We start from the raw sequence: 26330 nt of genomic DNA, 5'->3' as shown, positions 1-26330 counted from the left end.
TCTTACTTCTCCTTCTTGGCGCCGTAGCGGCTGCGGGCCTGCTTGCGGTTCTTGACACCCTGGGTGTCGAGGGAACCCCGGATGATCTTGTAGCGAACACCGGGCAGGTCCTTCACACGGCCGCCGCGCACGAGCACGATGGAGTGCTCCTGCAGGTTGTGTCCCTCACCCGGAATGTAAGCAGTGACCTCGATCCCGCTGGTCAGACGCACACGCGCGACCTTACGCAGGGCCGAGTTCGGCTTCTTCGGGGTGGTCGTGAACACACGCGTGCAGACGCCACGACGCTGAGGGGAACCCTCGAGTGCGGGCGTCTTGTTCTTCTCGACCTTGTCCTGCCGGCCCTTGCGGACCAGCTGCTGGATCGTAGGCACTACTTCTCCGGTTTCTGTGTGCCGAATAGTAAAGCTAACCTGGAACGTCGCCGACCCACGCGGTCGGGTGTGTCGAATGCTGCAGACCCCCGCTGAAGGCGGGGAGAGCGCAGATTGCGGCGGCCGGTATCGAGCTCGCCGTGCGGCTGAAGACACGCACACGAGCCCGGGCACACCCCAGGCACAAGGTCTGAGCGTACCTACCTCATTGGCTGCGGTCAAAACAAATGCAGGCCAGCGGGACACGCCGGGTGTGTCACCTCTTCGGCCCGCCGCGGTGAGCGCCGCCCCGCGTCGCCCCCGACCCCGCCGTACCGGCCTCGGTGAGCCCCCGGGGAAACCACCAGGGCTCGCCGCCCGCCGGTCGAATCCGGCGTCTTTCAGCCGATCACAGCCCAGGAAACACCGCTTTCGGCCGTTCCGGGGCGATGACCGGACCCCTTCACTACCTTCATCGGTCCGCAAACCAACGGGGGACCGATGACGTCGACCCACTTGCCCGGCGACGGGGGCCTGGACGACCAGGTCCCGTTCCTCGCCAGGCTGGAGCAGGACGACCGCGACGCGCTGCTCGCGCTCGGGCGCGTACTGCCCTTCGCGGTACGGGCGCCGCTGATCCACCAGCACGAGCCGTCGTCCCACGTCCTGCTGATCCTGCGCGGCTGGACCAAGGTGACGGCCTGTGCCGCCAACGGCTATGTGGCCCTGCTCGCCCTGCGCGGCCCCGGGGACATCGTGGGCGAGTCCGCCGCCCTCACCGGACGCACCCGCTCCGCGACCGTGACCGCCCTGGAGCCGGTGCACGCCCGCGCCGTGGAACGCGAGCGCTTCAAGGAGTTCCTCGACCAGCGCCCAGCAGCCTCCTTCGCCCTGCTCAGCCTCACCTCCGACCGCACCCGCGCGGCCGACCGGCGTCGGCTCGAGTACGCCTCCATGAACGTCCGGGAACGCTTCGCCACCCTGCTGCTCGACCTGGCCCGCCTCCACGGACGCCGTACGGAAGAGGGCATCGAGGTCGCCGTACCGCTGAGCAAGCAGGAGCTCGCGGGGTCGGTCGGCGCCTCACGGGAGATGGTGCAGCGGCTGCTCAGGGAGTTGCGCGACCGGAAGGCGGTCATCACCGGGCGGCGCGCCCTGGTGATCGTCCAGCCGGAGGTCCTGCGGCGCATCGCCCACACCGAACGACTGTGACTCTCGGCGATCACTCGACTCTCATGAGTCGCACTGTGCACACGGTCACACTCCGAGTGCGTCATCCGCCCTCACGACCGAGCCCCCGGCACGGCCAGGCTGCTTGCCGGCCACCCACTCCACGGAAGGGCGACGATGACCGACCCCGTGAGCCGCACACTTCTGCTGCTCGACATCGAGAAGTACAGCGACCGAGATGACGTCGAGCAGGCCTACCTGCGCCGCATGCTCTACGACATCACCGACCGCACGCTGGACAACGCCGGGATCCACGAGAGGCTGCGCCTGCGGGCCGACCGCGGTGACTCCGTGATGGAGCTGGTCGATGCCGCCGCGTCGGTGATCGCACTGCTGCGCGCCCTGCTCCAAGAGATGCCGATGCGGCTGCGCGCGGTGAACCGCATGGCGTCGAGTTCAGCTCAGATCCGGTTGAGAGCCGTGCTCGCGACGGGCTACGTGGCCATCGACGATCTCGACGGATGGGTGGGCTCCGACCTCAACCAGGCCTGTCGGCTGCTCGACGCGGAGGTCCTGCGCGCGTCCCTGCGGGAACGGGCCGACGACTTCGTCCTGTGCGTGTCAGCCGATGTGTACAACGGGATCGTGCGGCACGACCACGCCGGTGTCCCTGCTCGCGACTTCCATCCCGTGACGGTGGACAGCAAGAACGGGCCGATCGACGCGTGGCTGCACGGGCCCCCGCCCGGCTGCGCCGTCGGTCGCGGGAGCAGCCCGACAGTCCGGCCGACGCCCGAGGCGCAGCCTGCCCCGCCCCCGGTACCCCCGAAGCCCGACAGCCCTCGGGGCCGACCGTCCGAGGAGCCGCCGCCTGGCGTCGGAGCCGTCTTCAACTTCCACGGGGGTGCGCCCACGTTCGGCGGCAGCCTGGTCGGCGGCGATCAGCACGTCGTTTCCGGCGGCCAGGTCTCCGGCGATGTGTACCTGGGCGGCTCCTCCGGCCCTGCCGCGCGGCCCGCGGCACCGGAGCACGGTGAGCCCGCGTGACCGCGGCCCCGCAGCAGGGTGCCGCGACGCCACCCGCTCCCCAGCCCTCACCCTCGATCTCACCCGAACCGCCCCGGGACGGCCCTGCCGCGGAGCCCCAGGAACCCGAGGAGCAGACGCAGGAGGCTCGCGCGGCCCAGCGGGAGCTCGTCGCGCACGCACCGGATTTCATCCTGGGCGCTGCGGCCTCCTTCGGCGGCTCCTTGGTCGGCGGGGCCCAGCACGGGGTGTCCGGCGGGAGCGTCGGCCGTGACGTGATCATGGGCGGCAAGACCGAGATCCACCACCACGGCACGGCCACCGGGCCCTCGCACTTTTCCGGGGAGGTCCCTCGCCGGGAACTCGACGAGCTCGCCGCCACGTATGCCAAGAGCCCCGCCTTCGAGGCCGCGCTCCGACGCCTGCGCGACGAACGTGTCCTTGTCGTCGCGGGTGCCCATGCCACCGGCCGCAAGGCCGCCGCGCTGATGCTGCTGCACCATCTCGGCGTCCCGGCGGTGCGCGTCCTGCAACCCGAGACCGGCCCCTCGGTCCTCGCCGGGCAGCTCACGCAGCCGGGCGGCCATGTGCTGAGCGACATGCCCCTGAGCCGGAACAAGCCGCTGCGCGAGGCGCACGTCTATGCGGCTCGCGAGCAGCTCATCGGCGTTGACGGCTATCTCGTGATCACCGTCGAGAATTCTCCCCACCTGCTCGGTGTCACACCCTGCCGATGGGAGACGCCCCGCTCGGAGTCCGTGCTGCGCGCCCATCTCCTCGCCCTGGGCCGGACTCAGGAGGACATCGATGAGCTGCTCGCCCTCGGCCCCGTACAGAGCTTCCTCGATCACGGTCGCCAGCGCCCCGCCGAGGCGGCGGGCCTCGCCCCGCAGCTGGCGGTGTACGACGGATCCGAGCAGGCACTCGGCCGCCTCGCGGACTTCGGGCTAGCCACGGTCGAGAAGCAGTGCCGGACCTGGCTGAGCGAACCAGCCCTGACGCTGCGGGACAAGGCATTCCTGATCTCCCTCGCGGTGTTCGACCAGGCTCCCTACGTTCTCGCCGCGGAGCTGGCCGACCAGCTCTTCGTCCACTTCCAGCGATTGCAGCACCCCGAAGTCCCGCCGCAGATCCCGGTGTTCGGGCCCGCCATGGACGACCGGCTCCAGCTCGCACGCGCCAGCGGCGAATGGCGTGACGAACACACGGAATGGGGCCGCGTCCCGCAGTACATGGCGCGCTTCACCGAAGGACGTACTCCGAAGGCCCTCCTGACGGAGGTGTGGACGGGGCATCCGTCGGCCCGTCCCGCCCTGGTCGGCTGGCTCAAGCAGCTGGCCCGTGACGGCCGGCCGCTGGTCCGGACACGTGCGGCCGCCGCCGCCGCGCTGCTCGCCGCCTCGGATCTGGCCTCGACGATGGCTCTCCTCGTCGACGGGTGGGCCGTCTCCCGTTCCTTCGGACCACGCGTCACGGCGGCGAACACCCTCACCCTGGCCGAGCTCTGTGGCGCTCCCGTGGTGGTGCCCCTGCTCTCCCAGTGGTGCACGGACGCCCACTGGGCCCGTCGGTGGACGGCGATCCGTGCCTTCGCGCTGCTCGCGCCGCTCCGCCCCGATCTGGCGGGACCCGCCCTGGGCGCCCTCATGGCCCGGGCTCGCGCCGACGACAGCAGCGAGGCCGAGCGTCACAACCTCATCGAATCGACGGCACTGCTGCTGTCGGCCGGCAGCCGCGGCGAGATGCTCTCCGAACTCGTCCGACTGCTGTACCTGGACACACCCGCCGTCCGCTCCCTCGCCCTGGCCGCGTTCGTACGTGCCTGCGACAACCCGGAGGAAGACGGCCTCGTCGAGTGGTACGCGGAGTCCGGCGTGCACAGCGAGGACTGGTCGCAGGATCTCGCCACCCTGTGGCGTACCGCGCTGGGCGAGCGCGCCCACACCCGCCAGGCACTCGACGCCCTGCGTACATGGGTGTACGTCGCCGAGCAGCGCCCCGAGGCGGAGTACGCCCTGCACCGATTGCTGCCGTCGTTGAGCAGAACGGCGACCGACCACGACCGGCTGAGCCACCTGCTGCACACCTTGCGCCCCCAGGACGGTGGGCCACGGCCCGAGATCGCCGACCGCCTGCTGACCGCTCTTCGCGATACGAGCCCGCATCACGGCGGCCCGTATCCCGAACCGTTCCCCACGTCCTCAAGGAGTTGACCCCATGGCGGACACCCGCCGTCAGCCGGAATGGCAGCAACAGGCCGACCGGCACAGCAAATTGATCGACCCGGTCCTCACCGTGCGTCCGATCTCCCGCTTCGACTACACGACCCGCAGACCCGTCACCGCGATCGACCACGCCCTGGTCTTCGCCACCGCCGCAGGCGCGTACGAGGCCTTCATCCCTCCGCACCGGCCCACCCGCGCGAACGCCGCGGCCGGGCGCTATGTCTCCGTGTACGAGGTCGACACGGGCCATCACTCGCTCCAGCTCGACCTGCGGTTGCCGAGCGACGACGACGCCTTCGCGTTCGGTGTCACCGCCGACCTGACCTGGCGAGTCACCGATCCGATCGGCTACGTACGGAGTGGCGAGCGCGATGTGCCCACCCGGCTGACCCGCGAACTGCACCAGTTCGCCCGGCCGGTCAGCCGCCGCTTCCCGATCGAGGAGAGCTCGGCGGCCGAAGCCGCGGTGCAGCAGGCTCTGGAGGCCCGAACGCTCGCTGCGGACAGCGGCCTCGCGGTGACCTGCACGGTGCGGTTGCGGCTCGACGACGAAGCGATCGCCCATCGGCAGCGCCAGCGGACACTGCGCTACGAGACCGAAATGCTCGCCCCTCAGTACCAGTTCCAGGTGCAGGAGGCACATCAGAGCCACAAGCTGGAGTTGCTGCGCCAGCGGCAGGCTCAGGAGTTGCTGGCTCAGAAGGTCGAGTTCTACGACTATCAGCTGCGGCAGAAGGGAGTGGCCGCCTGGGCAGTGCACCTCGCCGCGCACCCCGAGGACACCCGACTGGTCATGAACGGCATCCGCGAGGACCAACTGTCCCTCATCAAGGGCCAGCTGGAGTTGATCAGCGGCGACAGCCTGGAGGACTACCAGCGGACAGAGTCGGCCAAGTTCGTCCTCAACGCCGTCAACGAGCTCATACGCCAGCAGGGCCTCACCCCGGCCGAACCTCCGCCTCAGGAGGCGCTGCCGCCCGCGGCCGCACCCCAGGAGACGCACGCGCAGCCCGCCTCCGCCCCCACGAGCCCTCCTTCCGTCCCTGTCGAGCACACCGCGACCTCTCCGGAACCCCCTCAGGCCGAGGTCCCCGCGCCGGCCCCGCCCGACCACCCCGGTTCGGAGCGCGTATGACCGCACCCGGCAGCCAGGTCGCCGAACGGCTGCTCACCGAGGTGCGGGCCGAGATCGCCCGGGCCGACAGCAAGGCGTCGGTCCTGGTGGCCGCGCTGGGAACGACCGTCGGGTTGTTCACCGGACTGCTCGCCCGCCACGACTCACGGCTCAGTGGGCTCTCCACGGGTGCCGCCGTCACCTGGTGGGCCGGGGTATCGGCGCTTGTCTTCTCTATGTGCGCGCTGCTCCTTGCCGTCCTGCCCCGCTACCGCAACGGAACGTGGGCTCCGGGCCAGCCTCTGGCTCACTTCGGCGACATCCAACAGGCGGCCCGGCAGGAACAACTCGCGGCCGCGCTCTCCGAGACGGAACGCGGAACCGCCGCCGGGTTCACGGTCGCCCTCACCGAGACCAGCCGCATAGCCGCCCGCAAGCACCAGTGGATGCGTGTCGGACTGATCTCGTTCTGCGCGGGCGTGACGCTCCTCCCCTTGTCCCTACTGCTCGGCTGACGACGCCTCCACCGAAGGAGCCTCTGCCCGTGCCCCAGCCACCCGACCCCGTTGCGCCGGAGCCACAACACCCGGAGCCGTACCCCGAGCCCACGTACCCGGAGCCGCGGTACCCGGAACCGTGGTACCCGGAGTCCGAGTACGCGGAGCCGCGGTACCCGGAGCCCGAGTACCCGGAGCCGCAGTACCCCACAGAGCTCTCCCCCGAGCCCTCACGTCCCGCCCCTCCCGACCCTCCGACGGGCCAGCAGCTCATACCGCCCGCCTCACCACCTGCGCCTCCCCCTGCCCCCACCCCCTCCCCCGCCTCTCAGGCCGCTCCCTGGGCAGGAGGCGTCCCGGCGCCCCGAGCCGCCGACGATCTCGACTACCGCCACCTCGGCTCACGCGTCCACGTGGCGGCGCACCAGCGGGGGGCCGACGCGGCCGCCGTGGGTCGTCTTGTGGTGCACCTGCCAGGGTTCTGTGTGAGCCTCCTCCTGGTCGCGTCGCTCGCCCTCGGGATCATGGGGAGCATCGGCTGGGTGGTCGTTCTCGGCTGGCTGGCCTCGGGCGCCCTCGTCTTCCATCGGCCCACGGAGCTGGCCTTCGCCCGCCATGTGCTCGGCCTGCGCACACCGCTGGTGGAGGAGCGTTCCCGCCTCGAACCGGTGTGGCGTGAGGTCACCGCCCGCGCGGGCATCGAGGCACACACGTACGAGCTGATGGTGGAGAACAGCGACGACCTCAATGCCATGGCGGCCGCGGGCCACGTCGTCGGTGTCACGACGTACTCCCTGAACAGGCTGCCGAGCAGCAAGCTCGGCGCCGTGCTCGCCCATGAGCTCGGTCACCACATCGGCGGCCATGCGTGGGCCGGGCTGCTGGGCCACTGGTACTCACTGCCGGGACGCCTGGTGTGGAGCCTGGCCCGACGTGTGACCCGGGTCGTCCTCGCCCACACACGCCGCGTCTCCCTGCTGGCGACGGGGATGGTCCTCTTCTGCCTGGGGGGCTACCTACTGGTGATCGCGGCCGCTCTGTGGTTCGTGGTCATTCCGCTGATGGCCGCACCGTATCTGCTCGCCTTCCTGGGGCGTCGCGCCGAACTGCGGGCCGACCAGCAGGCCGCCGCACTCGGCTTCGCACCGATGCTGACGGAAGTCCTGCACGACATGGAGGCGCAGGAGGCAGCGGAGCGAGCTCACCCCGTCGCCACGGGACGCCGGGTTCCTCGGCCCGGCAGGCTGGCCCTCCTGCTGTCGAACCACCCCGACCACTACACGCGGCTGCGGGCCCTGGAACGCCACCTCACGGTGCCCCGCTGACACGAACGGGCTCGATCCGCCCGGAACGCCCGCCCCTACCTCAGCCCGAAGAAGCCGACACGATCAGCAGCAACAGCAGCGTCCACCCCGCGATGGCCAGCCAGCCCAGGACCAGGCCCGCCACCGCCATGCCGTCGCCGCTCTCGCGGGTGTGGCGGATCTCCGAGCGGGCCATGTGGCCCAGGATGACCGCGGGCACGGCGGTCAGGCCGACGGTGAAGAAGGTGCCGATGCCGCAGACCAGCGCCGCCGTGGCCTTGCCGTTCGTGGGCGGTGCCACGGGCATGAAGGTGGCCGGCACGTGCTGCGCCACGGGCTGCTGGAACCCGGTCGGGCCCTGCGGCAGGTCGGCGACCAGCAGGCCCAGCTCCCCCACCGTGCGGGCCTCATAGGCGCGGCCCACCCGCCGCTCGTACTCGTCCTGCTGGAGCCGCCCCTCGGCGAACCCCGCGCGCAGCACGTCGACCGCGCGCTCGCGGTCGGAGTGCCCGGCGAGCATCGACGGCTGGCCCGGCTGACCCATCTGCGCGGGCAGCCCCTGCTTCGGCGGCCACGGCCCCGGCTGCCACGACGGATTCGTCACGCGCGCCTCCCCCGGAAGTTGTCTGACTCCATGATGCGCCAACGCGCCGCAGGGCGGCCACCCGACCTCGTCGGGTGACCGCCCTGCGGATGGTGCTGTACGCGCCTACTGGTTGTAGGGACCGTAGTCGTAGTCCTCCAGCGGCACGGCCTGACCCGAACCCGTCCCGAAGGGCGAGTAGTCGATGTCGTCGTAGCCGACGGCCGAGTACATCGCGGCCTTGGCCTCCTCGGTCGGCTCGACCCGGATGTTGCGGTAGCGGGAGAGACCCGTACCGGCCGGGATGAGCTTACCGATGATGACGTTCTCCTTGAGGCCGATGAGGCTGTCGGACTTGGCGTTGATCGCCGCATCCGTCAGGACTCGGGTCGTCTCCTGGAAGGAGGCGGCCGACAGCCAGGACTCCGTCGCCAGCGAGGCCTTGGTGATACCCATCAGCTGCGGACGGCCGGAGGCGGGGTGACCGCCCTCGGTGACCACACGACGGTTCTCGGTCTCGAACTTCGAGCGCTCCACGAGCTCGCCGGGCAGCAGCTCGGCGTCGCCGGACTCGATGATCGTCACGCGGCGCAGCATCTGCCGGATGATGATCTCGATGTGCTTGTCGTGGATCGACACGCCCTGCGAGTTGTAGACCTTCTGGACTTCGCCGACCAGGTGGACCTGGACCGCGCGCTGGCCGAGGATCCGGAGCACGTCGTGCGGGTTGGTGGCACCCACGGTGAGCTTCTGGCCCACCTCGACGTGGTCGCCCTCGCCCACCAGGAGACGGGCACGCTTCGAGATCGGGAACGCCGTCTCGTCGCTGCCGTCGTCCGGGGTGACGACGAGCTTCTTGGTCTTCTCGGTCTCCTCGATGCGGACACGGCCCGCGGCCTCGGAGATCGGGGCGACACCCTTCGGCGTACGAGCCTCGAAGAGCTCGACGACACGGGGCAGACCCTGGGTGATGTCGTCACCGGCCACACCACCGGTGTGGAAGGTACGCATCGTCAGCTGGGTACCGGGCTCACCGATGGACTGGGCGGCGATGATGCCGACCGCCTCACCGATGTCGACCAGCTTGCCGGTGGCGAGCGAACGGCCGTAGCAGAAGGCGCAGGTGCCGACCGCGGACTCACAGGTCAGGACCGAGCGGGTCTTGACCTCCTCGACGCCGTTGGCGACCAGGGCGTCGATGAGCACGTCACCGAGGTCGACGTTGGCCGGCGCGATGACCTTGCCGTCGATGACGACGTCCTCGGCCAGCATGCGGGCGTACACGGACGTCTCGACGTTCTCCGTCTTGCGGAGCACGCCGTCCTCGCCACGGACCGCGATCTTCAGCTTCAGACCGCGCTCGGTGCCACAGTCCTCCTCGCGAATGATGACGTCCTGGGAGACGTCGACCAGACGACGGGTGAGGTAACCGGAGTCGGCGGTACGAAGGGCGGTGTCCGCAAGACCCTTACGGGCACCGTGCGTCGAGATGAAGTACTCGAGCACGGAGAGACCCTCGCGGAAGGACGCCTTGATCGGACGCGGGATGGTCTCGTTCTTCGCGTTCGACACCAGACCACGCATACCGGCGATCTGCCGCATCTGCATCATGTTTCCTCGGGCACCCGAGTCAACCATCATGAAGATGGGGTTGGTCTTGGGGAAGTTCGCGTTCATCGCCTCGGCGACCTCGTTGGTCGCCTTGGTCCAGATCGCGATGAGCTCCTGCGTGCGCTCTTCCTTGGTGATCAGACCGCGCTCGTACTGCTTCTGGACCTTCTCGTCCTGCGCCTCGTAGCCCGCGACGATCGCCTTCTTGGCCTCGGGGACCACGACGTCGGAGATGGCCACGGTGACACCGGAACGGGTCGCCCAGTAGAAGCCCGCCGCCTTCAGGTTGTCGAGCGTCGCCGCCACGATGACCTTGGGGTAGCGCTCGGCCAGGTCGTTGACGATCTCGGAGAGCTGCTTCTTGCCCACCGAGTAGTCGACGAACGGGTAGTCCTCGGGCAGCAGCTCGTTGAAGAGCGCGCGGCCCAGGGTCGTCCGCAGCCGGAAGCTGTCGCCCTGCTGGTACACGCCGCCGAGGGCGTCGTCGCCGTCCTCGTCGACCGGCGGGGTCCAGCCGCGGGGCGGGAAGGTGCCCACCGGGAAGCGGATGTCGACCTTCGCCTGGAGCGAGAGCTCCTTGGCGTCGAACGCCATGATCGCCTCGGCCGTGGAGCCGAAGGACCGACCCTCGCCCTTGACCTCGCGCTCCTCCTCGTCCGTGGTGAGGAAGAAGAGGCCGAGCACCATGTCCTGGGTGGGCATGGTGACGGGGCGGCCGTCGGCGGGCTTGAGGATGTTGTTCGAGGACAGCATCAGGATGCGGGCCTCGGCCTGCGCCTCCGCGGAGAGCGGCAGGTGCACGGCCATCTGGTCACCGTCGAAGTCCGCGTTGAACGCGGTGCAGACGAGCGGGTGGATCTGGATGGCCTTGCCCTCGACCAGCTGCGGCTCGAAGGCCTGGATGCCGAGGCGGTGCAGCGTCGGCGCACGGTTCAGGAGAACCGGGTGCTCGGCGATGACCTCTTCCAGGACGTCGTACACGACCGTGCGGCCGCGCTCGACCATCCGCTTGGCGCTCTTGATGTTCTGCGCGTGGTTCAGGTCGACCAGGCGCTTCATCACGAACGGCTTGAAGAGCTCCAGGGCCATGGCCTTGGGCAGACCGCACTGGTGCAGCTTCAGCTGCGGGCCGACGACGATCACGGAACGCGCGGAGTAGTCCACACGCTTACCGAGAAGGTTCTGACGGAAGCGGCCCTGCTTGCCCTTGAGCATGTCGCTCAGGGACTTCAGCGGGCGGTTGCCGGGACCGGTGACCGGGCGACCACGACGGCCGTTGTCGAACAGCGCGTCGACGGCCTCCTGGAGCATGCGCTTCTCGTTGTTCACGATGATCTCGGGCGCACCGAGGTCGAGAAGGCGCTTCAGGCGGTTGTTGCGGTTGATCACACGGCGGTACAGGTCGTTCAGGTCGGAGGTCGCGAAGCGGCCACCGTCCAGCTGCACCATCGGACGCAGGTCCGGCGGGATGACCGGCACGCAGTCCAGAACCATGCCCTTGGGGCTGTTGCTGGTCTGCAGGAACGCGGAGACGACCTTGAGGCGCTTGAGCGCACGGGTCTTCTTCTGGCCCTTGCCGGTGCGGATGATCTCGCGGAGGCGCTCGGCCTCCTCGTCGAGGTCGAAGGACTCCAGGCGCTTCTGCAGCGCCGCGGCACCCATCGAGCCGTCGAAGTACGTGCCGAAGCGGTCACGCAGCTCGCGGTAGAGCAGCTCGTCGCCCTCGAGGTCCTGGACCTTGAGGTTCTTGAAGCGGTTCCACACCTCGTCGAGACGGTCGATCTCGCGCTGCGCACGGTCGCGCAGCTGCTTCATCTCGCGCTCGGCACCTTCGCGCACCTTGCGGCGCACGTCGGCCTTGGCGCCCTCGGCCTCCAGCTCGGCCAGGTCGGTCTCGAGCTTCTTGGCACGGGCCTCGAGGTCCGCGTCACGGCGGTTCTCGATCTGCTGGCGCTCCACGGAGACGTGCGCCTCCAGGGAGGGCAGGTCGCGGGTGCGGCGCTCCTCGTCCACGAACGTGATCATGTACGCGGCGAAGTAGATGACCTTCTCGAGGTCCTTCGGCGCGAGGTCGAGGAGGTAGCCGAGGCGCGACGGGACGCCCTTGAAGTACCAGATGTGCGTGACGGGAGCGGCAAGCTCGATGTGGCCCATCCGCTCACGACGCACCTTGGCGCGAGTGACCTCGACGCCGCAGCGCTCACAGATGATGCCCTTGAAGCGGACGCGCTTGTACTTGCCGCAGTAGCACTCCCAGTCCCGGGTCGGACCGAAGATCTTCTCGCAGAAGAGTCCGTCCTTTTCGGGCTTGAGGGTGCGGTAGTTGATGGTCTCGGGCTTCTTGACCTCGCCGTGGCTCCACTGACGGATGTCGTCAGCGGTGGCCAGACCGATCCGGAGCTCATCGAAGAAGTTGACGTCGAGCACTATGCGTCAATCCCTCTCAGGGTTGTAAGTCTTAGGGGTCTGAAACGGGGGTCCTGGGGCCGGCGGGCTCATGCTTGAGCCCGCCGGACTCCCGTCAGACCTCTTCGACGCTGCTCGGCTCGCGCCGGGACAGGTCGATACCGAGCTCCTCCGCCGCGCGGAAGACGTCCTCATCCGTGTCGCGCATCTCGATGGACATGCCGTCCGAGGACAGCACCTCCACGTTGAGGCAGAGCGACTGCATTTCCTTGATGAGCACCTTGAAGGACTCGGGAATGCCGGGCTCGGGGATGTTCTCGCCCTTGACGATGGCCTCGTAGACCTTCACGCGGCCGGTCACGTCGTCGGACTTGATCGTCAGCAGCTCCTGGAGGGCGTAGGCGGCGCCGTATGCCTCAAGGGCCCACACCTCCATCTCTCCGAAGCGCTGGCCACCGAACTGAGCCTTACCACCCAGCGGCTGCTGGGTGATCATCGAGTACGGACCGGTCGAGCGCGCGTGCAGCTTGTCGTCGACCAGGTGGTGCAGCTTGAGGATGTACATGTACCCGACCGAGATCGGGTCCGGGAACGGCTCGCCGGAGCGGCCGTCGAACAGGCGCGCCTTGCCGGAGGGGAGCACCATGCGCTCGCCGTCGCGGTTCGGGATCGTGTGCTGGAGCAGACCGGCCAGCTCGTCCTCGCGGGCGCCGTCGAAGACCGGGGTCGCGACGTTGGTGCCCGGGGCGACCGAGTCGGCGCCGATCGCCTGCAGGCGCTGCGCCCACTCGTCCCCGAGCCCGGAGACGTCCCAGCCGCGGCTGGCGAGCCAGCCGAGGTGGATCTCCAGGACCTGTCCCGGGTTCATTCGGGACGGGACACCCAGCGGGTTGAGGATGATGTCGACCGGAGTTCCGTCCTCGAGGAACGGCATGTCCTCGATGGGCAGGATCTTCGAGATGACGCCCTTGTTGCCGTGACGGCCGGCGAGCTTGTCACCGTCGGTGATCTTGCGCTTCTGCGCCACGTACACGCGCACCAGCTGGTTCACACCGGGGGGAAGCTCGTCGCCCTCCTCGCGGTCGAAGACGCGGACGCCGATGACCTTGCCGATCTCGCCGTGCGGGACCTTCAGGGAGGTGTCACGGACCTCGCGGGCCTTCTCACCGAAGATCGCGCGGAGCAGGCGCTCCTCCGGCGTCAGCTCGGTCTCGCCCTTGGGCGTGACCTTGCCGACGAGGATGTCGCCGGCGACGACCTCGGCACCGATACGGATGATGCCGCGCTCGTCGAGGTCGGCGAGGACCTCCTCGGAGACGTTCGGGATGTCCCGGGTGATCTCCTCCGGGCCGAGCTTGGTGTCACGGGCGTCGACCTCGTGCTCCTCGATGTGGATCGAGGAGAGGACGTCGTCCTGCACGAGGCGCTGCGACAGGATGATCGCGTCCTCGTAGTTGTGACCCTCCCACGGCATGAACGCCACGAGCAGGTTCTTGCCGAGGGCCATCTCGCCCTCTTCGGTGGCCGGACCGTCGGCGAGGACCTGGCCCTCGATGACGCGGGCACCCTCCTCGACGACAACCTTCTGGTTCACCGAGGTGCCCTGGTTGGAGCGGGAGAACTTGGCGACGCGGTACGTGGTGTACGTGCCGTCGTCGTTGGTGACGGTGACGTAGTCCGCGGAGACCTCCTGGACCACACCCGCCTTCTCGGCCTTGATCACGTCACCGGCGTCGACCGCGCAGCGGTACTCCATGCCGGTGCCGACGAGGGGGGCCTCGGCGGTGATCAGCGGCACGGCCTGACGCATCATGTTCGCGCCCATGAGGGCACGGTTGGCGTCGTCGTGCTCGAGGAAGGGGATCATGGCCGTCGCGACCGACACCATCTGGCGCGGCGAGACGTCCATGTAGTCCACGTCGGAACCGGCGACGTAGTCGACCTCGCCACCACGGCGGCGGACCAGGACGCGGTTCTCGGCGAACCGCATGTCGTCGGTCAGCGGCGCGTTGGCCTGGGCGATGACGAAGCGGTCCTCCTCGTCGGCGGTCAGGTAGTCCACCTCGTCGGTGACCTGGTCGTCGGCGACCCGGCGGTACGGGGTCTCGACGAAGCCGAACGCGTTCACACGGCCGTAGGACGCGAGCGAGCCGATCAGACCGATGTTCGGGCCTTCGGGCGTCTCGATCGGGCACATGCGGCCGTAGTGCGACGGGTGCACGTCACGGACCTCGAAGCCGGCCCGCTCACGGGACAGACCACCGGGACCCAGCGCCGAGAGACGACGCTTGTGCGTCAGACCCGACAGCGGGTTGTTCTGGTCCATGAACTGCGAGAGCTGCGAGGTGCCGAAGAATTCCTTGATCGACGCCACCACGGGGCGGATGTTGATCAGGGTCTGCGGCGTGATCGCCTCGACGTCCTGCGTCGTCATGCGCTCGCGCACGACGCGCTCCATACGAGCCAGACCCGTGCGGACCTGGTTCTGGATGAGCTCGCCGACGTTGCGCAGGCGGCGGTTGCCGAAGTGGTCGATGTCGTCGGTCTCGACGACGATGCCGACGCCGCTGTCACCGACGGTCTCGGTCTCACCGGCGTGCAGCTTCACCAGGTACTTGATCGAGGCGATGATGTCCTCGACCGTCAGGACGCCCGCGTCGAGCGGCGCGTCCGCACCCAGCTTCTTGTTGACCTTGTAGCGGCCGACCTTCGCGAGGTCGTAGCGCTTGGGGTTGAAGTAGAGGTTCTCAAGCAGCGTCTGAGCGGCCTCACGGGTCGGCGGCTCGCCCGGACGGAGCTTGCGGTAGATGTCGAGCAGCGCGTCGTCCTGGCCCTGGGTGTGGTCCTTCTCCAGGGTGGCGCGCATGGACTCGTACTCGCCGAACTCCTCGAGGATCTGCTCGGTGGTCCAGCCGAGAGCCTTCAGGAGCACGGTGACCGACTGCTTGCGCTTGCGGTCGATGCGGACACCGACCATGTCGCGCTTGTCGATCTCCATCTCCAGCCAGGCACCCCGGGACGGGATGATCTTGGCGGAGAAGATGTCCTTGTCGGACGTCTTGTCGATCGAGGAGTCGAAGTAGACGCCGGGCGAACGGACGAGCTGCGACACCACGACACGCTCGGTGCCGTTGATGACGAAGGTGCCCTTGTTCGTCATGAGCGGGAAGTCGCCCATGAAGACCGTCTGGGACTTGATCTCACCGGTCTCGTTGTTGGTGAACTCGGCGGTGACGAAGAGCGGGGCGGCGAACGTGAAGTCGCGCTCCTTGCACTCGTCGATGGAGTTCTTCGGGGGCTCGAAACGGTGGTCGCGGAAGGTCAGCGACATCGACCCGGAGAAGTCCTCGATCGGGGAGATCTCCTCGAAGATCTCCTCCAGACCGGACTTGGTGGGGACGTCCTGTCCGCTTTCCAGAGCCGCCTCGACACGAGCCTTCCACGCGTCGTTGCCGAGCAGCCAGTCAAAGCTTTCGGTCTGCAGCGCAAGAAGGTTCGGAACCTCGAGGGGCTCCTTGATCTTTGCAAAGGAGATGCGCAGCGGGGCGGTGCTGGCGCCGTTGTTCGTATTCGCGGTCGAGGCAGTGCGCGAGGCGGCCAAGAGGGGGTCCTTCCGAGGGCTCGGACTCACTACGCGCGTACCGGTCCCAAGCTGGCAGAGAGACGGAAATCCCAGGTCAGGGTGGTTTCAGTCCACGGTGCTCAAGCATGGGCATGCCCCTGGTGACGGGCAGGAGGCAGCTAACAGGCAGCGCAAAGGGTCAGTGTAGCCACCTGGCCCACTGATGTCCAGTCTCGGTTTCTGGAGACCCTCGTTGTTCTCAACACCTGCGGCAAGCCACGTCCTCAACGCACATCGATACTGCCCTCTTCGTCGCCGATCCATGCCTCGGATGCGGATCGTTGTGACGACGCGTCCTGAGAATTGCGCGCTGCGTGCGGTTCGTCAAGGCCCCCATGCCCGGACGAGGCCTGGCGTCGTCGCCGTCACGGCCTGTCGCCAGGCACAACGAAGATCACCATACTCGCCGCGACCGACAGTGCAAGGCAGCCGCCGCACGCGTGCCCGGGAACGCCGAAAGGCGACCACCCACATGGGTGATCGCCGTTCGGTGTGTGTGCGTTACAGCCCTGGGGCCGCGACCACACGGAAGAGTCGGAAGACTCCGTGCCACGCGCCCGTGGGCGCGCGGCGAGGTGTTACTTGACCTCGACGGAGGCGCCGGCGCCCTTGAGGGCCTCGGCGGCCTTCTCCGCGGCGTCCTTGGCGACCTTCTCGAGGACCGGCTTCGGGGTGCCGTCGACGAGGTCCTTGGCCTCCTTCAGACCCAGGGAGGTCAGCTCACGCACGACCTTGATGACCTGGATCTTCTTGTCGCCGGCGCCGGTGAGGATGACGTCGAACTCGTCCTGCTCCTCGGCGGCCTCGGCGGCGGCGCCACCAGCGGCACCACCGGCGACGACGACCGGCGCGGCAGCGGCGGCGGTGACGTCGAACTTCTCCTCGAAGGCCTTCACGAACTCGGAGAGCTCGATGAGGGTCATCTCTTCGAACTGAGCGAGCAGGTCGTCCTGGCTGAGCTTCGCCATGATGGCGGTCCTTCCACTAATTCGGCGGGTGCCGGATGTACATGAGAAGCGGGCGTACTAGTGGCCCGCATACGACCGTCGCCTCAGGCGGCGGTCACTGTGCGAGCCGAATTACTCGGCACCGCCCTGCTCGGCCTGCTTGGCGCGAAGCGCGTCCACGGTGCGGACGAGCTTCGACGGGAGCGCCTGGAAGACAGAGGCAGCCTGGGACTGCTTGCCCTTCATGGCACCCGCCAGCTTGCTGAGCAGAACCTCGCGGGACTCGAGGTCCGCAAGCTTCTTGATCTCGTCGGCGGTCAGCGCCTTGCCGTCAAGGACACCGCCCTTGATGACGAGAGAGGGGTTGTCCTTGGCGAAGTCACGAAGACCCTTCGCCGCCTCGACCGGGTCACCGGTCACGAAGGCGACAGCCGTCGAGCCCTTGAGGTGCTCGTCCAGCTGGATCCCGGCCTCGTTGGCCGCGATCTTGGTCAGCGTGTTCTTCACCACACGGTACTGAGCGTTCTCGCCGAGAGAACGGCGAAGCTCCTTGAGCTGCGCCACGGACAGTCCGGTGTAAGAAGTGACAACAGCAGCGTTGGAGTCGCGCAGCTTCTGCGTGATCTCCTCGACGGCTGCGACCTTGTCGGACGTCGCCATGAGCCTCGGCCTCCTTCCGGGGTGATGATCCTCGACTGACCTTTCGATCAGCCACGTGTCGCCGGACCGCCTGAATCAGGCACACAGGAAGGGGTTCTGCACAAAACGAAACGCCCCGGCGCAGGCGCACGGGGCGTGAGCTCGACCTGACGGAGAACCGTCCGGGAGCACTTCCACAGTCACCTACGCGGGTCGTCCGCAGCTTCAGCGGATCCTTCGGCCACCGCGCCCTCTTGCGAGCGCACGGCAACGACCAGCGGTCTTTGGCTTCTGTGGAAGAGTACGCGAACGGATCCGCGTCAGGCAAATCGGGTCGGCCCGGGCCGGCCGGGGATCAGCCCTGGGCGCCCTTCATCTCCTTGGCGATGTCCATGACCTGGCTCGCCGGCGGGGCCGTGATGGTCACCTTCTTGTTGTAGTCGATGAAGGTGATGGTCATGTCGAGGGGTCCCTTGTCGCCCTTGCCGCGGGCGCGGAACTGCTTGGTGTGGTCCTCGCCGTCGATCCACATGTCCATCGTGAGCTTCTCGACGCCCATGTCCTCGTACTGCTTGAAGCTCTTCTCCCGGCGCTTCTTGGTGGCCGCGTCCTCGTCCTTCATGAGCTCGCGCAGCCGGTCCATCGTGACCGTGCCCGTGTAGTGGGTGGTCTCGACGCCCTCGACCTTCTCGGTGCCGACCTTCTTCAGGTCGTCGGAGCCGGTGAGGAGCGTGGACTGGTCGGCCGGGTTGTTGTCGGCCTGGGCGGAGAGCGAGGTGCCGCCGGGCTTGTCCGTGCCCTTGCCCAGGCCCTTGGCGGGGAACTTGATCCAGCTCTTGCCGTCCATCTCCTTGGCGGCTTCCTTGCCGCCGCCGAGGTAGAGGCCGCCGCCGACGAGCCGGATCTCCGCCTTCTGCGGGACACCCTTGTCGGTCGCGCTCATCTCCATCCGCATGGCGAGCGGCTTGGTGCTCATAGCCGCCTCCGCCTTGACCCGGCCGTCGCCCGGGACCTTGCCGTCCATGCGGAAGGTGAACGAGGTCAGGTCCTCGCTCTTGGCCGCGGCCTTCTTCACGGCCGCCGCGGGCGCCATGTCGCCCCCCGCCTTGTCGGACTTCTCCGACCCGCAGCTGACCGCGCCACCGGCGAGCAGCACGGCCGCGAGCGCGGCGCCCGCGGTTCTCTTACGTCCCGTACGTACGGAAATGCTCATGACCCCACCCCTAGGAACATTTGATCCACTTATTGCCCGGCTGAGATTACCCGAAGGTAGGCGGGGCCTTCCTCCGGGTTCTCGGGCGGCCGGGCGCACCAGTGGTGCGGGGCGGGGCCGTGGCGGTCCTACATGCTCGGCTGCCTGTTCATCAGGTCCTTGAAGTCCGCCGTGTCACCGGCCGGGGGCTCCTCGGCGGAGACCTCGGTGCCGTAGTCGCTGTAGTACGCGGTGGCGGAGAGCCGGCCCGTCTTCATCTGGCCGCGCTCGGTCTTCTTCACGAGCAGGTTCTCGTCGTTGACCCAGATGTCGATGGTCTCGGTGGTGATCCCGGCCTGCTCCAACTGCTTCTTCATGTCGGCGAGTTGGGACTCGCTCAGGCCGGAGCTCTGCTCCGCGAGCTCGGCGACGTTGACCGTCCCCGAGTAGTGCGTGGTGTCCACGCCCCGCACCTTCTCCTCGCCGACCTTCTTCACGTCACCGGAGGCGAGCAGCATCTTCACCGACTGGTGCGGCGTGCTGTTCTGCATCGCGTCCTTCATGTACGCGCCCGAGCCGCCGCCTATCCGCTCCAGGTCGTCGTAGGCGTACTTCACCCAGTGCTTGCCGTCGGCCTGGGCGGCGAACCGCTCGCCCATCTTCGCGTAGTAGGCCTCGGGCAGATAGCGGGCCTCCATCGACGTGGTGCCGGCCTGGCGCATCGTCTCCGCCATCTGGCCACCGGTGTACGTGATGGTCATGTTGCCGGTGAGGCCGTCGGCCCAGCCGAGGGCGCCCTTGGCCTTCATCGACATCACGGAGCCCATGGTGGTCTCGGACTCCACCTTGGCCGAATCCGCCTTGTCGGTGGTGTTCTCGATGGTGCGCAGCGCGGCTATGGGGCTGACGCTCAGGCCGCCCTTGCCGGACCCCTTGGCGTCGTCGGAGTCCCCCGAGTCGTCCGAGGAGCCGCAGGCCGTGACCCCGCCGGTCAGGGCCGCCGCGGCCGCGACCGCCAGCGCCAGGCGTCGCACAGTCGTGCTGTTCATGTCGTCCCACCCCTTGCGTCCATGGAGAGCCAGCACGCTAGCGCAGCCCGCTCGTCCGCGTGTCTCCCGTGTCCATCTCCGTACGCGGTCCGTGCGCACCGCAGCGCGCGCACCGGCACCGCCCGTCCCCCGGGCATGTACCCGAAAAACGGGACGGGCCCCGCACCGGAAATGGTTGCGGGGCCCGTCACAATCGCGCCAGGCGCGGCTGCCGTCAGTTTCAGACGGCGGCCGGGTCCTCCTCGACGAGGAGGTTGCGGGTGCGGTTGGAGTCCAGCGGAATGCCGGGGCCCATCGTGGTGGTGATGGCGGCCTTCTTGATGTAACGACCCTTGGCGGCCGACGGCTTCAGACGGAGGATCTCCTCCAGGGCCGCGGCGTAGTTCTCCACCAGCTTGGTGTCGTCGAAGGACACCTTGCCGATGATGAAGTGCAGGTTCGAGTGCTTGTCGACGCGGAACTCGATCTTGCCGCCCTTGATGTCGTTGACGGCCTTCACGACGTCGGGGGTGACGGTGCCGGTCTTCGGGTTCGGCATCAGACCACGCGGACCGAGCACGCGGCCGAGGCGGCCGACCTTGCCCATGAGGTCCGGGGTGGCGACGACGGCGTCGAAGTCCAGGCGGCCCTTCGCGACCTCGTCGATCAGCTCGTCGGCGCCGACGATGTCGGCCCCAGCGGCTTCCGCGGCCGCAGCACGGTCACCGGTCGCGAAGACCAGGACCCGGGCGGTCTTGCCGGTGCCGTGCGGGAGGTTCACGGTGCCACGGACCATCTGGTCGGCCTTGCGCGGGTCGACGCCCAGACGCATGGCGACCTCGACGGTGCCGTCGAACTTGGTCGCGGAGGTCTCCTTGGCGAGACGGACGGCCTCGAGCGGGGCGTACAGCTTCTCCCGGTCGATCTTGGCGTCCGCAGCGCGGAGAGTCTTGCTGCGCTTCACTTCTACTCCTGAGGTTCAGGTTTGGAGTTCGTGGTCCGGGCCAGCGCCTGGCCCTGCCACTTGAGGTCACGGGGTCGACGTGCGACTCCGTCGCGGGGAGCTGGGATCAGCCCTCGACCGTGATGCCCATGGAACGGGCGGTGCCGGCGATGATCTTCGACGCGGCGTCCAGGTCGTTCGCGTTGAGGTCGGGCATCTTGGTGGTGGCGATCTCGCGGACCTGCGCCTGGGTGATCTTGGCGACCTTGGTCTTGTGCGGCTCGCCGGAGCCCTTCTCCACGCCCGCGGCCTTGAGGATCATCTTGGCGGCCGGCGGCGTCTTGGTGATGAAGGTGAAGGAACGGTCCTCGTAGACCGTGATCTCCACCGGGATCACCCAGCCACGCTGCGACTCGGTCGCGGCGTTGTACGCCTTGCAGAACTCCATGATGTTCACGCCGTGCTGGCCCAGCGCGGGGCCGACCGGCGGCGCCGGGTTGGCGGCACCGGCCTGGATCTGGAGCTTGATGAGCCCCGTGACCTTCTTCTTCTTGGGAGGCATTGCTCTCTCCGGGTCCTAGTGAGAGTGTTGAGCCGCATCCGTGGCGATGATCATCGATAGTCGCGATCATCCGGATGGAGGCATACCGCACTACGATAACGGGTATCTCGGCGGGGCCCAAACCAGTATCGGAACAGACCGCGGGCCCCACCCCCGGGAGGGCAGGGCCCATGGCCCTCGGCACCCGGCCGCGACCACCGGGCAGCGGGTGCGCTCAGCAGCGCTTGGACGTCATGGCGTGCCCCGGGAGCGGGTCGCCGGGGGCGCGCAGCTCACCGATCGCGGCGGTGCACTCCTTGGCGGTGTCGGCGGGCAGCGACCAGAACTCCTGGACGTTGGTCTTGTTCCACCAGTCCTGGCCGACGACCGCGTCCCGGGAGTAGCTGTACACACCGGTGCTGACGTCGTAGTCCTTGACCTTGTCGCGGAAGCTCTTCCACACCCAGACGTAGCCGTAGTTCTTCTTGCACGTGGGCGAGTAGAACTGCTTCACCGACGCGGCGTGCGCGCCCTTCCGGTCGATGTACGCGGTGGTGCCGATCTGGTAGGCGTCGGAACAGACCCCGGCCGCCTGGGCCTTGAGGCTCCGCGGGTTGCCGTCCGCCGAGGGCGCGGTCGACTGGGGCGCGGCCTTTCTGGCGTCGGGCGCGGGCGCGGGGCCGGTTCCGGCCAGCGCCGAGCCGGCGCCGAACAGGACGAAGGCGCAGGCGGAGGCAGCAATCGCAGTCTTGCGGGCACGCATCAGGTGGTCCCCCTTGCTCGTCGGTGCAGGAGCCCGGCTGCCATACCCCCGCAGAACACCACAAATCGCCGCTCATGGTGACAGAGATCCACATAAGCGTGCTGAGGTGTCGTGGAGGAAGGGACCGGGCGTTTCCGTCTACAAGTGAGACAGCCCGGGACACCCGATGGTTGTGGCGTGGAACACATTTGTTCGCCGGGGACCACGACAAAGCCCCCGACCAGCGGTTTCCCGCCGGTCAGGGGCTCTGCCCGAAGATCTTCGAGCTAGTTCTTCTGGATCTGGTCGAAGCTCAGCTCGACCGGGGTCTCGCGGCCGAAGATCTCGACGAGGCCCTTGACCTTCTTCGAGTCGGCGTTGATCTCGTTGATCGTGGCCTGCAGCGTGGCGAACGGGCCGTCGGTGACGGTGACCGAGTCGCCCACCTCGAAGTCCAGGACCTGGACCTCGACCTTGCGGGCCGGAGCTGGCTTGCCCTCGGCCTCGGCGGCCTCGCGGGCGGCCTTCTCCTCGGCCTCCGGGGCGAGCATCTTGACGATCTCGTCCAGCGTCAGCGGGTACGGGTCGTAGGCGTTGCCGACGAAGCCGGTGACACCGGGGGTGTTGCGGACGACGCCCCAGGACTCGTTCGTCAGGTCCATGCGCACCAGCACGTAGCCGGGGAGCTTGTTCTGACGGATGGTCTTGCGCTCGCCGTTCTTGATCTGGGCGACCTCTTCCTGCGGCACCTCGGCCTGGAAGATGAAGTCCTCGACGTTGAGCGAGACGGCGCGCTGCTCGAGGTTGGTCTTCACGCGGTTCTCGTAACCGGCGTAGGTGTGGATGACGTACCACTCGCCGGGCAGGCCGCGGAGTTCCTCGCGCAGGGCGGCGATCGGGTCGACCGGCTCGGCTTCCTCGGCGGGGGCCGCGTCCTCGACGTCCTCGGTGTCCTCGTCGGAGGCAGTGTCCTCGTCGGACTCGTCGGACTCCTCGTCGGCGACGGCCTCGGCCGCGTCGGCGTCCTCGTCGGTCTCGGCGACGTCGATGCCACCGGCCGCCGCTTCCTCGTCGGACTCCACGTGCAGGGCCGCCTCCTCGGCGGGCTCGCCCGCGGCGACGTCGGCAGCCTCGGCCTGGTCCGGGTCCTCGGCGTCCGCCGCCTCGACGATGTCGAGCTGGTCCTCCACGGACTCCACGGACTCCGCGTGCTCTGCGCGAGGCTCGACGGCGTCGTTCAGGTTCGGGTCAGACACGGTGGCTGCTTCTTCCTGGATACAAGGGGGTGGAACACGCGAAAGGGGCGCCTGGTGCGGCGCCCTTCGCTCTCGGCTCAGCCGAAGATGTACTTGATGAGGTTGCTGAACCCATAGTCAATCACGGTCACCAGACCGATCATGATGACGACGAAGACGATCACGACCGTGGTGTACGTCGTGAGCTGGCTGCGCGTCGGCCAGACGACCTTGCGGAGCTCGGCAACGATCTGGCGGTAGAAGAGCGCCAGCCTGGCCAGCGGACCCTTCTTGCCTCGCTTGCCGCCCTTGCGCGCCTTCTTCTTGGAGTCCGGCGCCTCGTCCTGGGCATCAGGCATGTCGATGGAGCCCACGGCGTCCGTCACTCGTCTCACCTGATTCCGGGTCGTGGCCGTGCCGCGCCCGGTTGAGCCGCACGGCGGTGCATTGCAGTACGTACATGCGCACACATCCTGGCGAAGGTGTGTGTAGCAGGGCCGGAGGGACTTGAACCCCCAACCGCTGGTTTTGGAGACCAGTGCTCTACCAATTGAGCTACGACCCTTTGATTTCCCCCAACCTACAGCATCCGACCATGTGCACCGAGTGCTCTTGGAAGGTGCGGCCGGTGAGGGCCAACGACCAGTGAGTGTACGTGGTCCGGGGCGCCCCGTCGAACACGATGGGATCCGGCTCCGGATCGGACGGTCCTGGAAACCCGTGTGTCGGGGCCGTTTCGGGTCTGGAACGATGGGCGCATGAGCGCTGTCACTCCTCCCACCGAGCGCCGGGTCTCCGCCCGAGTCGGCGCGATCTCCGAGTCCGCGACCCTCGCCGTCGACGCCAAGGCCAAGGCCCTCAAGGCCGCCGGGCGCCCGGTGATCGGTTTCGGCGCGGGCGAGCCGGACTTCCCGACCCCGGACTACATCGTCGAAGCGGCCGTCGAGGCCTGCAAGAACCCGAAGTACCACCGCTACACGCCCGCGGGCGGCCTGCCCGAGCTGAAGGCCGCGATCGCCGCGAAGACGCTGCGCGACTCCGGGTACGAGCCCGAGGTCTCCGAGATCCTGGTGACCAACGGCGGCAAGCAGGCCATCTACGAGGCGTTCGCCGCGATCCTCGACCCGGGCGACGAGGTCATCGTCCCGGCGCCGTACTGGACGACGTACCCGGAGTCGATCCGCCTCGCGGGCGGCGTCCCGGTCGACGTCGTCGCCGACGAGACCACCGGCTACCGCGTCTCCGTGGAGCAGCTGGAGGCCGCGCGCACCGAGAACACGAAGGTCGTGCTCTTCGTGTCCCCGTCGAACCCGACCGGCGCCGTCTACAGCCGTGAGGACGCGGAGGCCATCGGCCGCTGGGCCCTGGAGCACGGCCTGTGGGTCATGACGGACGAGATCTACGAACACCTCGTCTACGGAGACGCGGAGTTCACCTCGCTGCCCGCCCTGCTGCCCGAGCTGCGCGACAAGTGCGTGGTCGTCAACGGCGTCGCGAAGACGTACGCCATGACCGGCTGGCGCGTGGGGTGGATCATCGGCCCGAAGGACGTCGTCAAGGCCGCGACGAACCTCCAGTCGCACGCCACGTCCAACGTCTCCAACGTCGCGCAGGCCGCCGCCATCGCCGCCGTCTCGGGCGATCTGACGGCCGTCGACAAGATGCGCGAGGCCTTCGACCGGCGCCGCCGCACGATCGTGCGGATGCTGAACGAGATCGACGGCGTGGTGTGCCCGGAGCCCGAGGGCGCGTTCTACGTGTACCCCTCGGTGAAGGCCCTCATCGGCAAGGAGATCCGCGGCAAGCGCCCGCAGAACTCCGTCGAGCTGGCCGCGCTCATCCTGGAGGAGGTCGAGGTCGCGGTGGTCCCGGGCGAGGCCTTCGGGACGCCGGGCTACCTGCGGCTCTCGTACGCCCTGGGTGACGAGGACCTGGTCGAGGGTGTCTCGCGGATCCAGAAGCTCCTTGCGGAAGCGCGCGACTGAGTCGTCCGCAGCGCGCGACGGACGGACCAGTGCCGCATATGCGGCACTGGTCCGTCCGTTTCTTTGTTCAGGCGCGTACCCCATGGGAAAAAGCGGCTACCGGGACGCGGGGTGCATACGGCAAGATCCTGGAATGGAGCGCGTACGAGACGTAAGAGAGCTGCCGAAGGCCCATCTGCACCTGCACTTCACCGGGTCGATGCGGCCCTCGACGCTGCTTGAGCTCGCCGACAAGTACGGGGTCCATCTGCCGGAGGCCCTGACCGGGGGGACGCCGCCGAAGCTGCGGGCGACCGACGAGCGGGGCTGGTTCCGCTTCCAGCGGCTCTACGACATGGCGCGGTCCTGTCTGCGCGAGCCCGAGGACATCCAGCGCCTGGTGCGGGAAGCGGCCGAGGAGGACATCAGGGACGGGTCGGGGTGGCTGGAGATCCAGGTCGACCCGACGTCGTACGCGCCCCGGCTCGGCGGGCTCATCCCGGCCCTGGAGATCATCCTGGACGCCGTCGACACGGCCTCGCGCGAGACCGGGCTCGGGATGCGCGTCCTGGTCGCCGCGAACCGCATGAAGCACCCCCTGGACGCACGCACGCTGGCCCGGCTCGCGGTGCGGTTCGCCGACCGGGGCGTGGTCGGCTTCGGGCTCTCCAACGACGAACGGCGGGGCATGGCGCGGGACTTCGACCGCGCCTTCGCCATCGCCCGCGAGGGCGGCCTGCTCGCGGCCCCGCACGGCGGCGAGCTGAACGGGCCCGCTTCGGTGCGGGACTGCCTCGACGACCTGTACGCGCGGCGCATCGGGCACGGTGTGCGGGCGGCCGAGGACCCGCGGCTCCTGAAGCGGCTCGCGGAGCGGGGCGTGACCTGCGAGGTGTGCCCGGCGTCCAACGTGGCCCTCGGGGTCTACGAGAAGCCCGAGGACGTGCCGCTGCGGACGCTCTACGACGCCGGGGTGCCGATGGCGCTCGGCGCCGACGACCCGCTGCTCTTCGGCTCGCGCCTGGCCGCGCAGTACGAGATCGCGCGGCGGCACCACGGCTTCGGCGACGCCGAACTGGCCGAGCTGGCGCGGCAGTCGGTGCGGGGGTCGGCGGCGCCCGCGGGCGTGCAGGAGAAGCTGCTCGCGGGGATCGAGGAGTGGCTGGCGTCCTGACGCGGTCCTGAAGG

Annotated in this window: 21 protein-coding genes and 1 tRNA gene; 8 read left to right on the top strand and 14 right to left on the bottom strand. The window is 68.5% G+C overall.

From position 1 onward, the window contains the following. Positions 1–2 precede the first annotated feature (2 nt). Positions 3–374 carry a 30S ribosomal protein S12 gene (rpsL, locus tag ACZ6AA_RS01280; RefSeq protein WP_003948652.1) on the bottom strand — a complete coding sequence of 124 codons (372 nt, stop codon included), beginning with the start codon at positions 372–374 and terminating at the stop codon, positions 3–5. Between the two features lie 480 nt (positions 375–854). On the opposite strand from rpsL, the gene ACZ6AA_RS01275 reads away from it, so the two are divergent. From ACZ6AA_RS01275 to ACZ6AA_RS01250, 6 genes are all read left to right on the top strand, one after another. Beyond that, positions 855–1565: a Crp/Fnr family transcriptional regulator gene (locus ACZ6AA_RS01275; protein ID WP_468450702.1), complete on the top strand. Its 711-nt coding sequence runs from the start codon at positions 855–857 to the stop codon at positions 1563–1565. Positions 1566–1700: 135 nt separating this feature from the next. Continuing rightward, on the top strand, positions 1701–2570 hold the full coding sequence (locus tag ACZ6AA_RS01270) for a hypothetical protein (RefSeq protein ID WP_468450700.1): 870 nt from the start codon (positions 1701–1703) through the stop codon (positions 2568–2570). Continuing rightward, positions 2567–4762, top strand: coding sequence for a hypothetical protein (locus ACZ6AA_RS01265; RefSeq protein WP_468450698.1), 2196 nt, complete (start codon positions 2567–2569; stop codon positions 4760–4762). Before ACZ6AA_RS01270 ends, ACZ6AA_RS01265 begins: the two co-directional genes overlap by 4 nt. Before the next feature lie 4 nt (positions 4763–4766). Further along, a complete protein-coding gene (locus ACZ6AA_RS01260; RefSeq protein ID WP_471455712.1) occupies positions 4767–5909 on the top strand; it encodes a PE-PGRS family protein in 1143 nt (380 codons plus the stop codon). After that, on the top strand, positions 5906–6403 hold the full coding sequence (locus ACZ6AA_RS01255) for a Pycsar system effector family protein (RefSeq protein ID WP_471455711.1): 498 nt from the start codon (positions 5906–5908) through the stop codon (positions 6401–6403). The genes ACZ6AA_RS01260 and ACZ6AA_RS01255 overlap by 4 nt, the downstream gene beginning before the upstream one ends. A 467-nt stretch (positions 6404–6870) precedes the next feature. Further along, positions 6871–7710 carry a M48 family metalloprotease gene (locus ACZ6AA_RS01250; RefSeq protein ID WP_471455710.1) on the top strand — a complete coding sequence of 280 codons (840 nt, stop codon included), beginning with the start codon at positions 6871–6873 and terminating at the stop codon, positions 7708–7710. 40 nt (positions 7711–7750) lie between these two features. Here the strand turns inward: ACZ6AA_RS01250 and ACZ6AA_RS01245 are convergent, their stop codons facing one another. The 13 genes from ACZ6AA_RS01245 to ACZ6AA_RS01185 form a co-directional block, all read right to left on the bottom strand. Continuing rightward, positions 7751–8293, bottom strand: a complete 543-nt coding sequence (locus ACZ6AA_RS01245; RefSeq protein WP_468450690.1) for a DUF1707 and DUF4190 domain-containing protein — start codon at positions 8291–8293, stop codon at positions 7751–7753. A 105-nt stretch (positions 8294–8398) separates the two neighbouring features. Further along, on the bottom strand, positions 8399–12310 hold the full coding sequence (locus tag ACZ6AA_RS01240; RefSeq protein ID WP_468450688.1) for a DNA-directed RNA polymerase subunit beta': 3912 nt from the start codon (positions 12308–12310) through the stop codon (positions 8399–8401). 94 nt (positions 12311–12404) lie between these two features. Beyond that, positions 12405–15890: a DNA-directed RNA polymerase subunit beta gene (gene rpoB / locus ACZ6AA_RS01235; RefSeq protein WP_016645186.1), complete on the bottom strand. Its 3486-nt coding sequence runs from the start codon at positions 15888–15890 to the stop codon at positions 12405–12407. Between the two features lie 599 nt (positions 15891–16489). After that, entirely contained in the window at positions 16490–16879 is a 390-nt protein-coding gene (gene rplL, locus ACZ6AA_RS01230; protein ID WP_016645187.1) for a 50S ribosomal protein L7/L12, read from the bottom strand. 111 nt (positions 16880–16990) lie between these two features. After that, on the bottom strand, positions 16991–17518 hold the full coding sequence (gene rplJ / locus ACZ6AA_RS01225) for a 50S ribosomal protein L10 (protein WP_030359029.1): 528 nt from the start codon (positions 17516–17518) through the stop codon (positions 16991–16993). Between the two features lie 334 nt (positions 17519–17852). Next, positions 17853–18710, bottom strand: coding sequence for an SCO4651 family lipoprotein (locus ACZ6AA_RS01220; RefSeq protein WP_468450685.1), 858 nt, complete (start codon positions 18708–18710; stop codon positions 17853–17855). Between the two features lie 128 nt (positions 18711–18838). Then, positions 18839–19738, bottom strand: coding sequence for an SCO4651 family lipoprotein (locus ACZ6AA_RS01215; protein ID WP_468450683.1), 900 nt, complete (start codon positions 19736–19738; stop codon positions 18839–18841). 220 nt (positions 19739–19958) lie between these two features. Further along, positions 19959–20681 (bottom strand): 50S ribosomal protein L1, encoded by a 723-nt coding sequence (rplA, locus tag ACZ6AA_RS01210; RefSeq protein WP_055698213.1) that lies wholly within the window; start codon positions 20679–20681, stop codon positions 19959–19961. A gap of 106 nt (positions 20682–20787) precedes the next feature. Continuing rightward, entirely contained in the window at positions 20788–21222 is a 435-nt protein-coding gene (gene rplK / locus ACZ6AA_RS01205; protein WP_030359033.1) for a 50S ribosomal protein L11, read from the bottom strand. 214 nt (positions 21223–21436) lie between these two features. After that, a complete protein-coding gene (locus tag ACZ6AA_RS01200) occupies positions 21437–21964 on the bottom strand; it encodes a hypothetical protein (protein ID WP_468450680.1) in 528 nt (175 codons plus the stop codon). A 266-nt stretch (positions 21965–22230) separates the two neighbouring features. After that, on the bottom strand, positions 22231–23199 hold the full coding sequence (nusG, locus tag ACZ6AA_RS01195) for a transcription termination/antitermination protein NusG (protein ID WP_471455709.1): 969 nt from the start codon (positions 23197–23199) through the stop codon (positions 22231–22233). 77 nt (positions 23200–23276) lie between these two features. Next, positions 23277–23564 carry a preprotein translocase subunit SecE gene (gene secE / locus ACZ6AA_RS01190; RefSeq protein WP_030359036.1) on the bottom strand — a complete coding sequence of 96 codons (288 nt, stop codon included), beginning with the start codon at positions 23562–23564 and terminating at the stop codon, positions 23277–23279. Positions 23565–23670: 106 nt separating this feature from the next. Further along, positions 23671–23743 (bottom strand) — tRNA-Trp (locus ACZ6AA_RS01185). A 193-nt stretch (positions 23744–23936) separates the two neighbouring features. Here ACZ6AA_RS01185 and ACZ6AA_RS01180 point away from each other — a divergent pair. Together ACZ6AA_RS01180 and ACZ6AA_RS01175 are read left to right on the top strand one after the other, a co-directional pair. Then, on the top strand, positions 23937–25163 hold the full coding sequence (locus tag ACZ6AA_RS01180; RefSeq protein WP_468450676.1) for a pyridoxal phosphate-dependent aminotransferase: 1227 nt from the start codon (positions 23937–23939) through the stop codon (positions 25161–25163). Positions 25164–25296: 133 nt separating this feature from the next. Then, positions 25297–26316, top strand: a complete 1020-nt coding sequence (locus ACZ6AA_RS01175; RefSeq protein WP_468450674.1) for an adenosine deaminase — start codon at positions 25297–25299, stop codon at positions 26314–26316. The last annotated feature ends 14 nt before the right edge of the window (positions 26317–26330 follow it).

The sequence above is a fragment of the Streptomyces sp. NPDC040610 genome, assembly GCF_055594065.1.
This window is presented reverse-complemented; position numbering and strand designations above follow the sequence as displayed.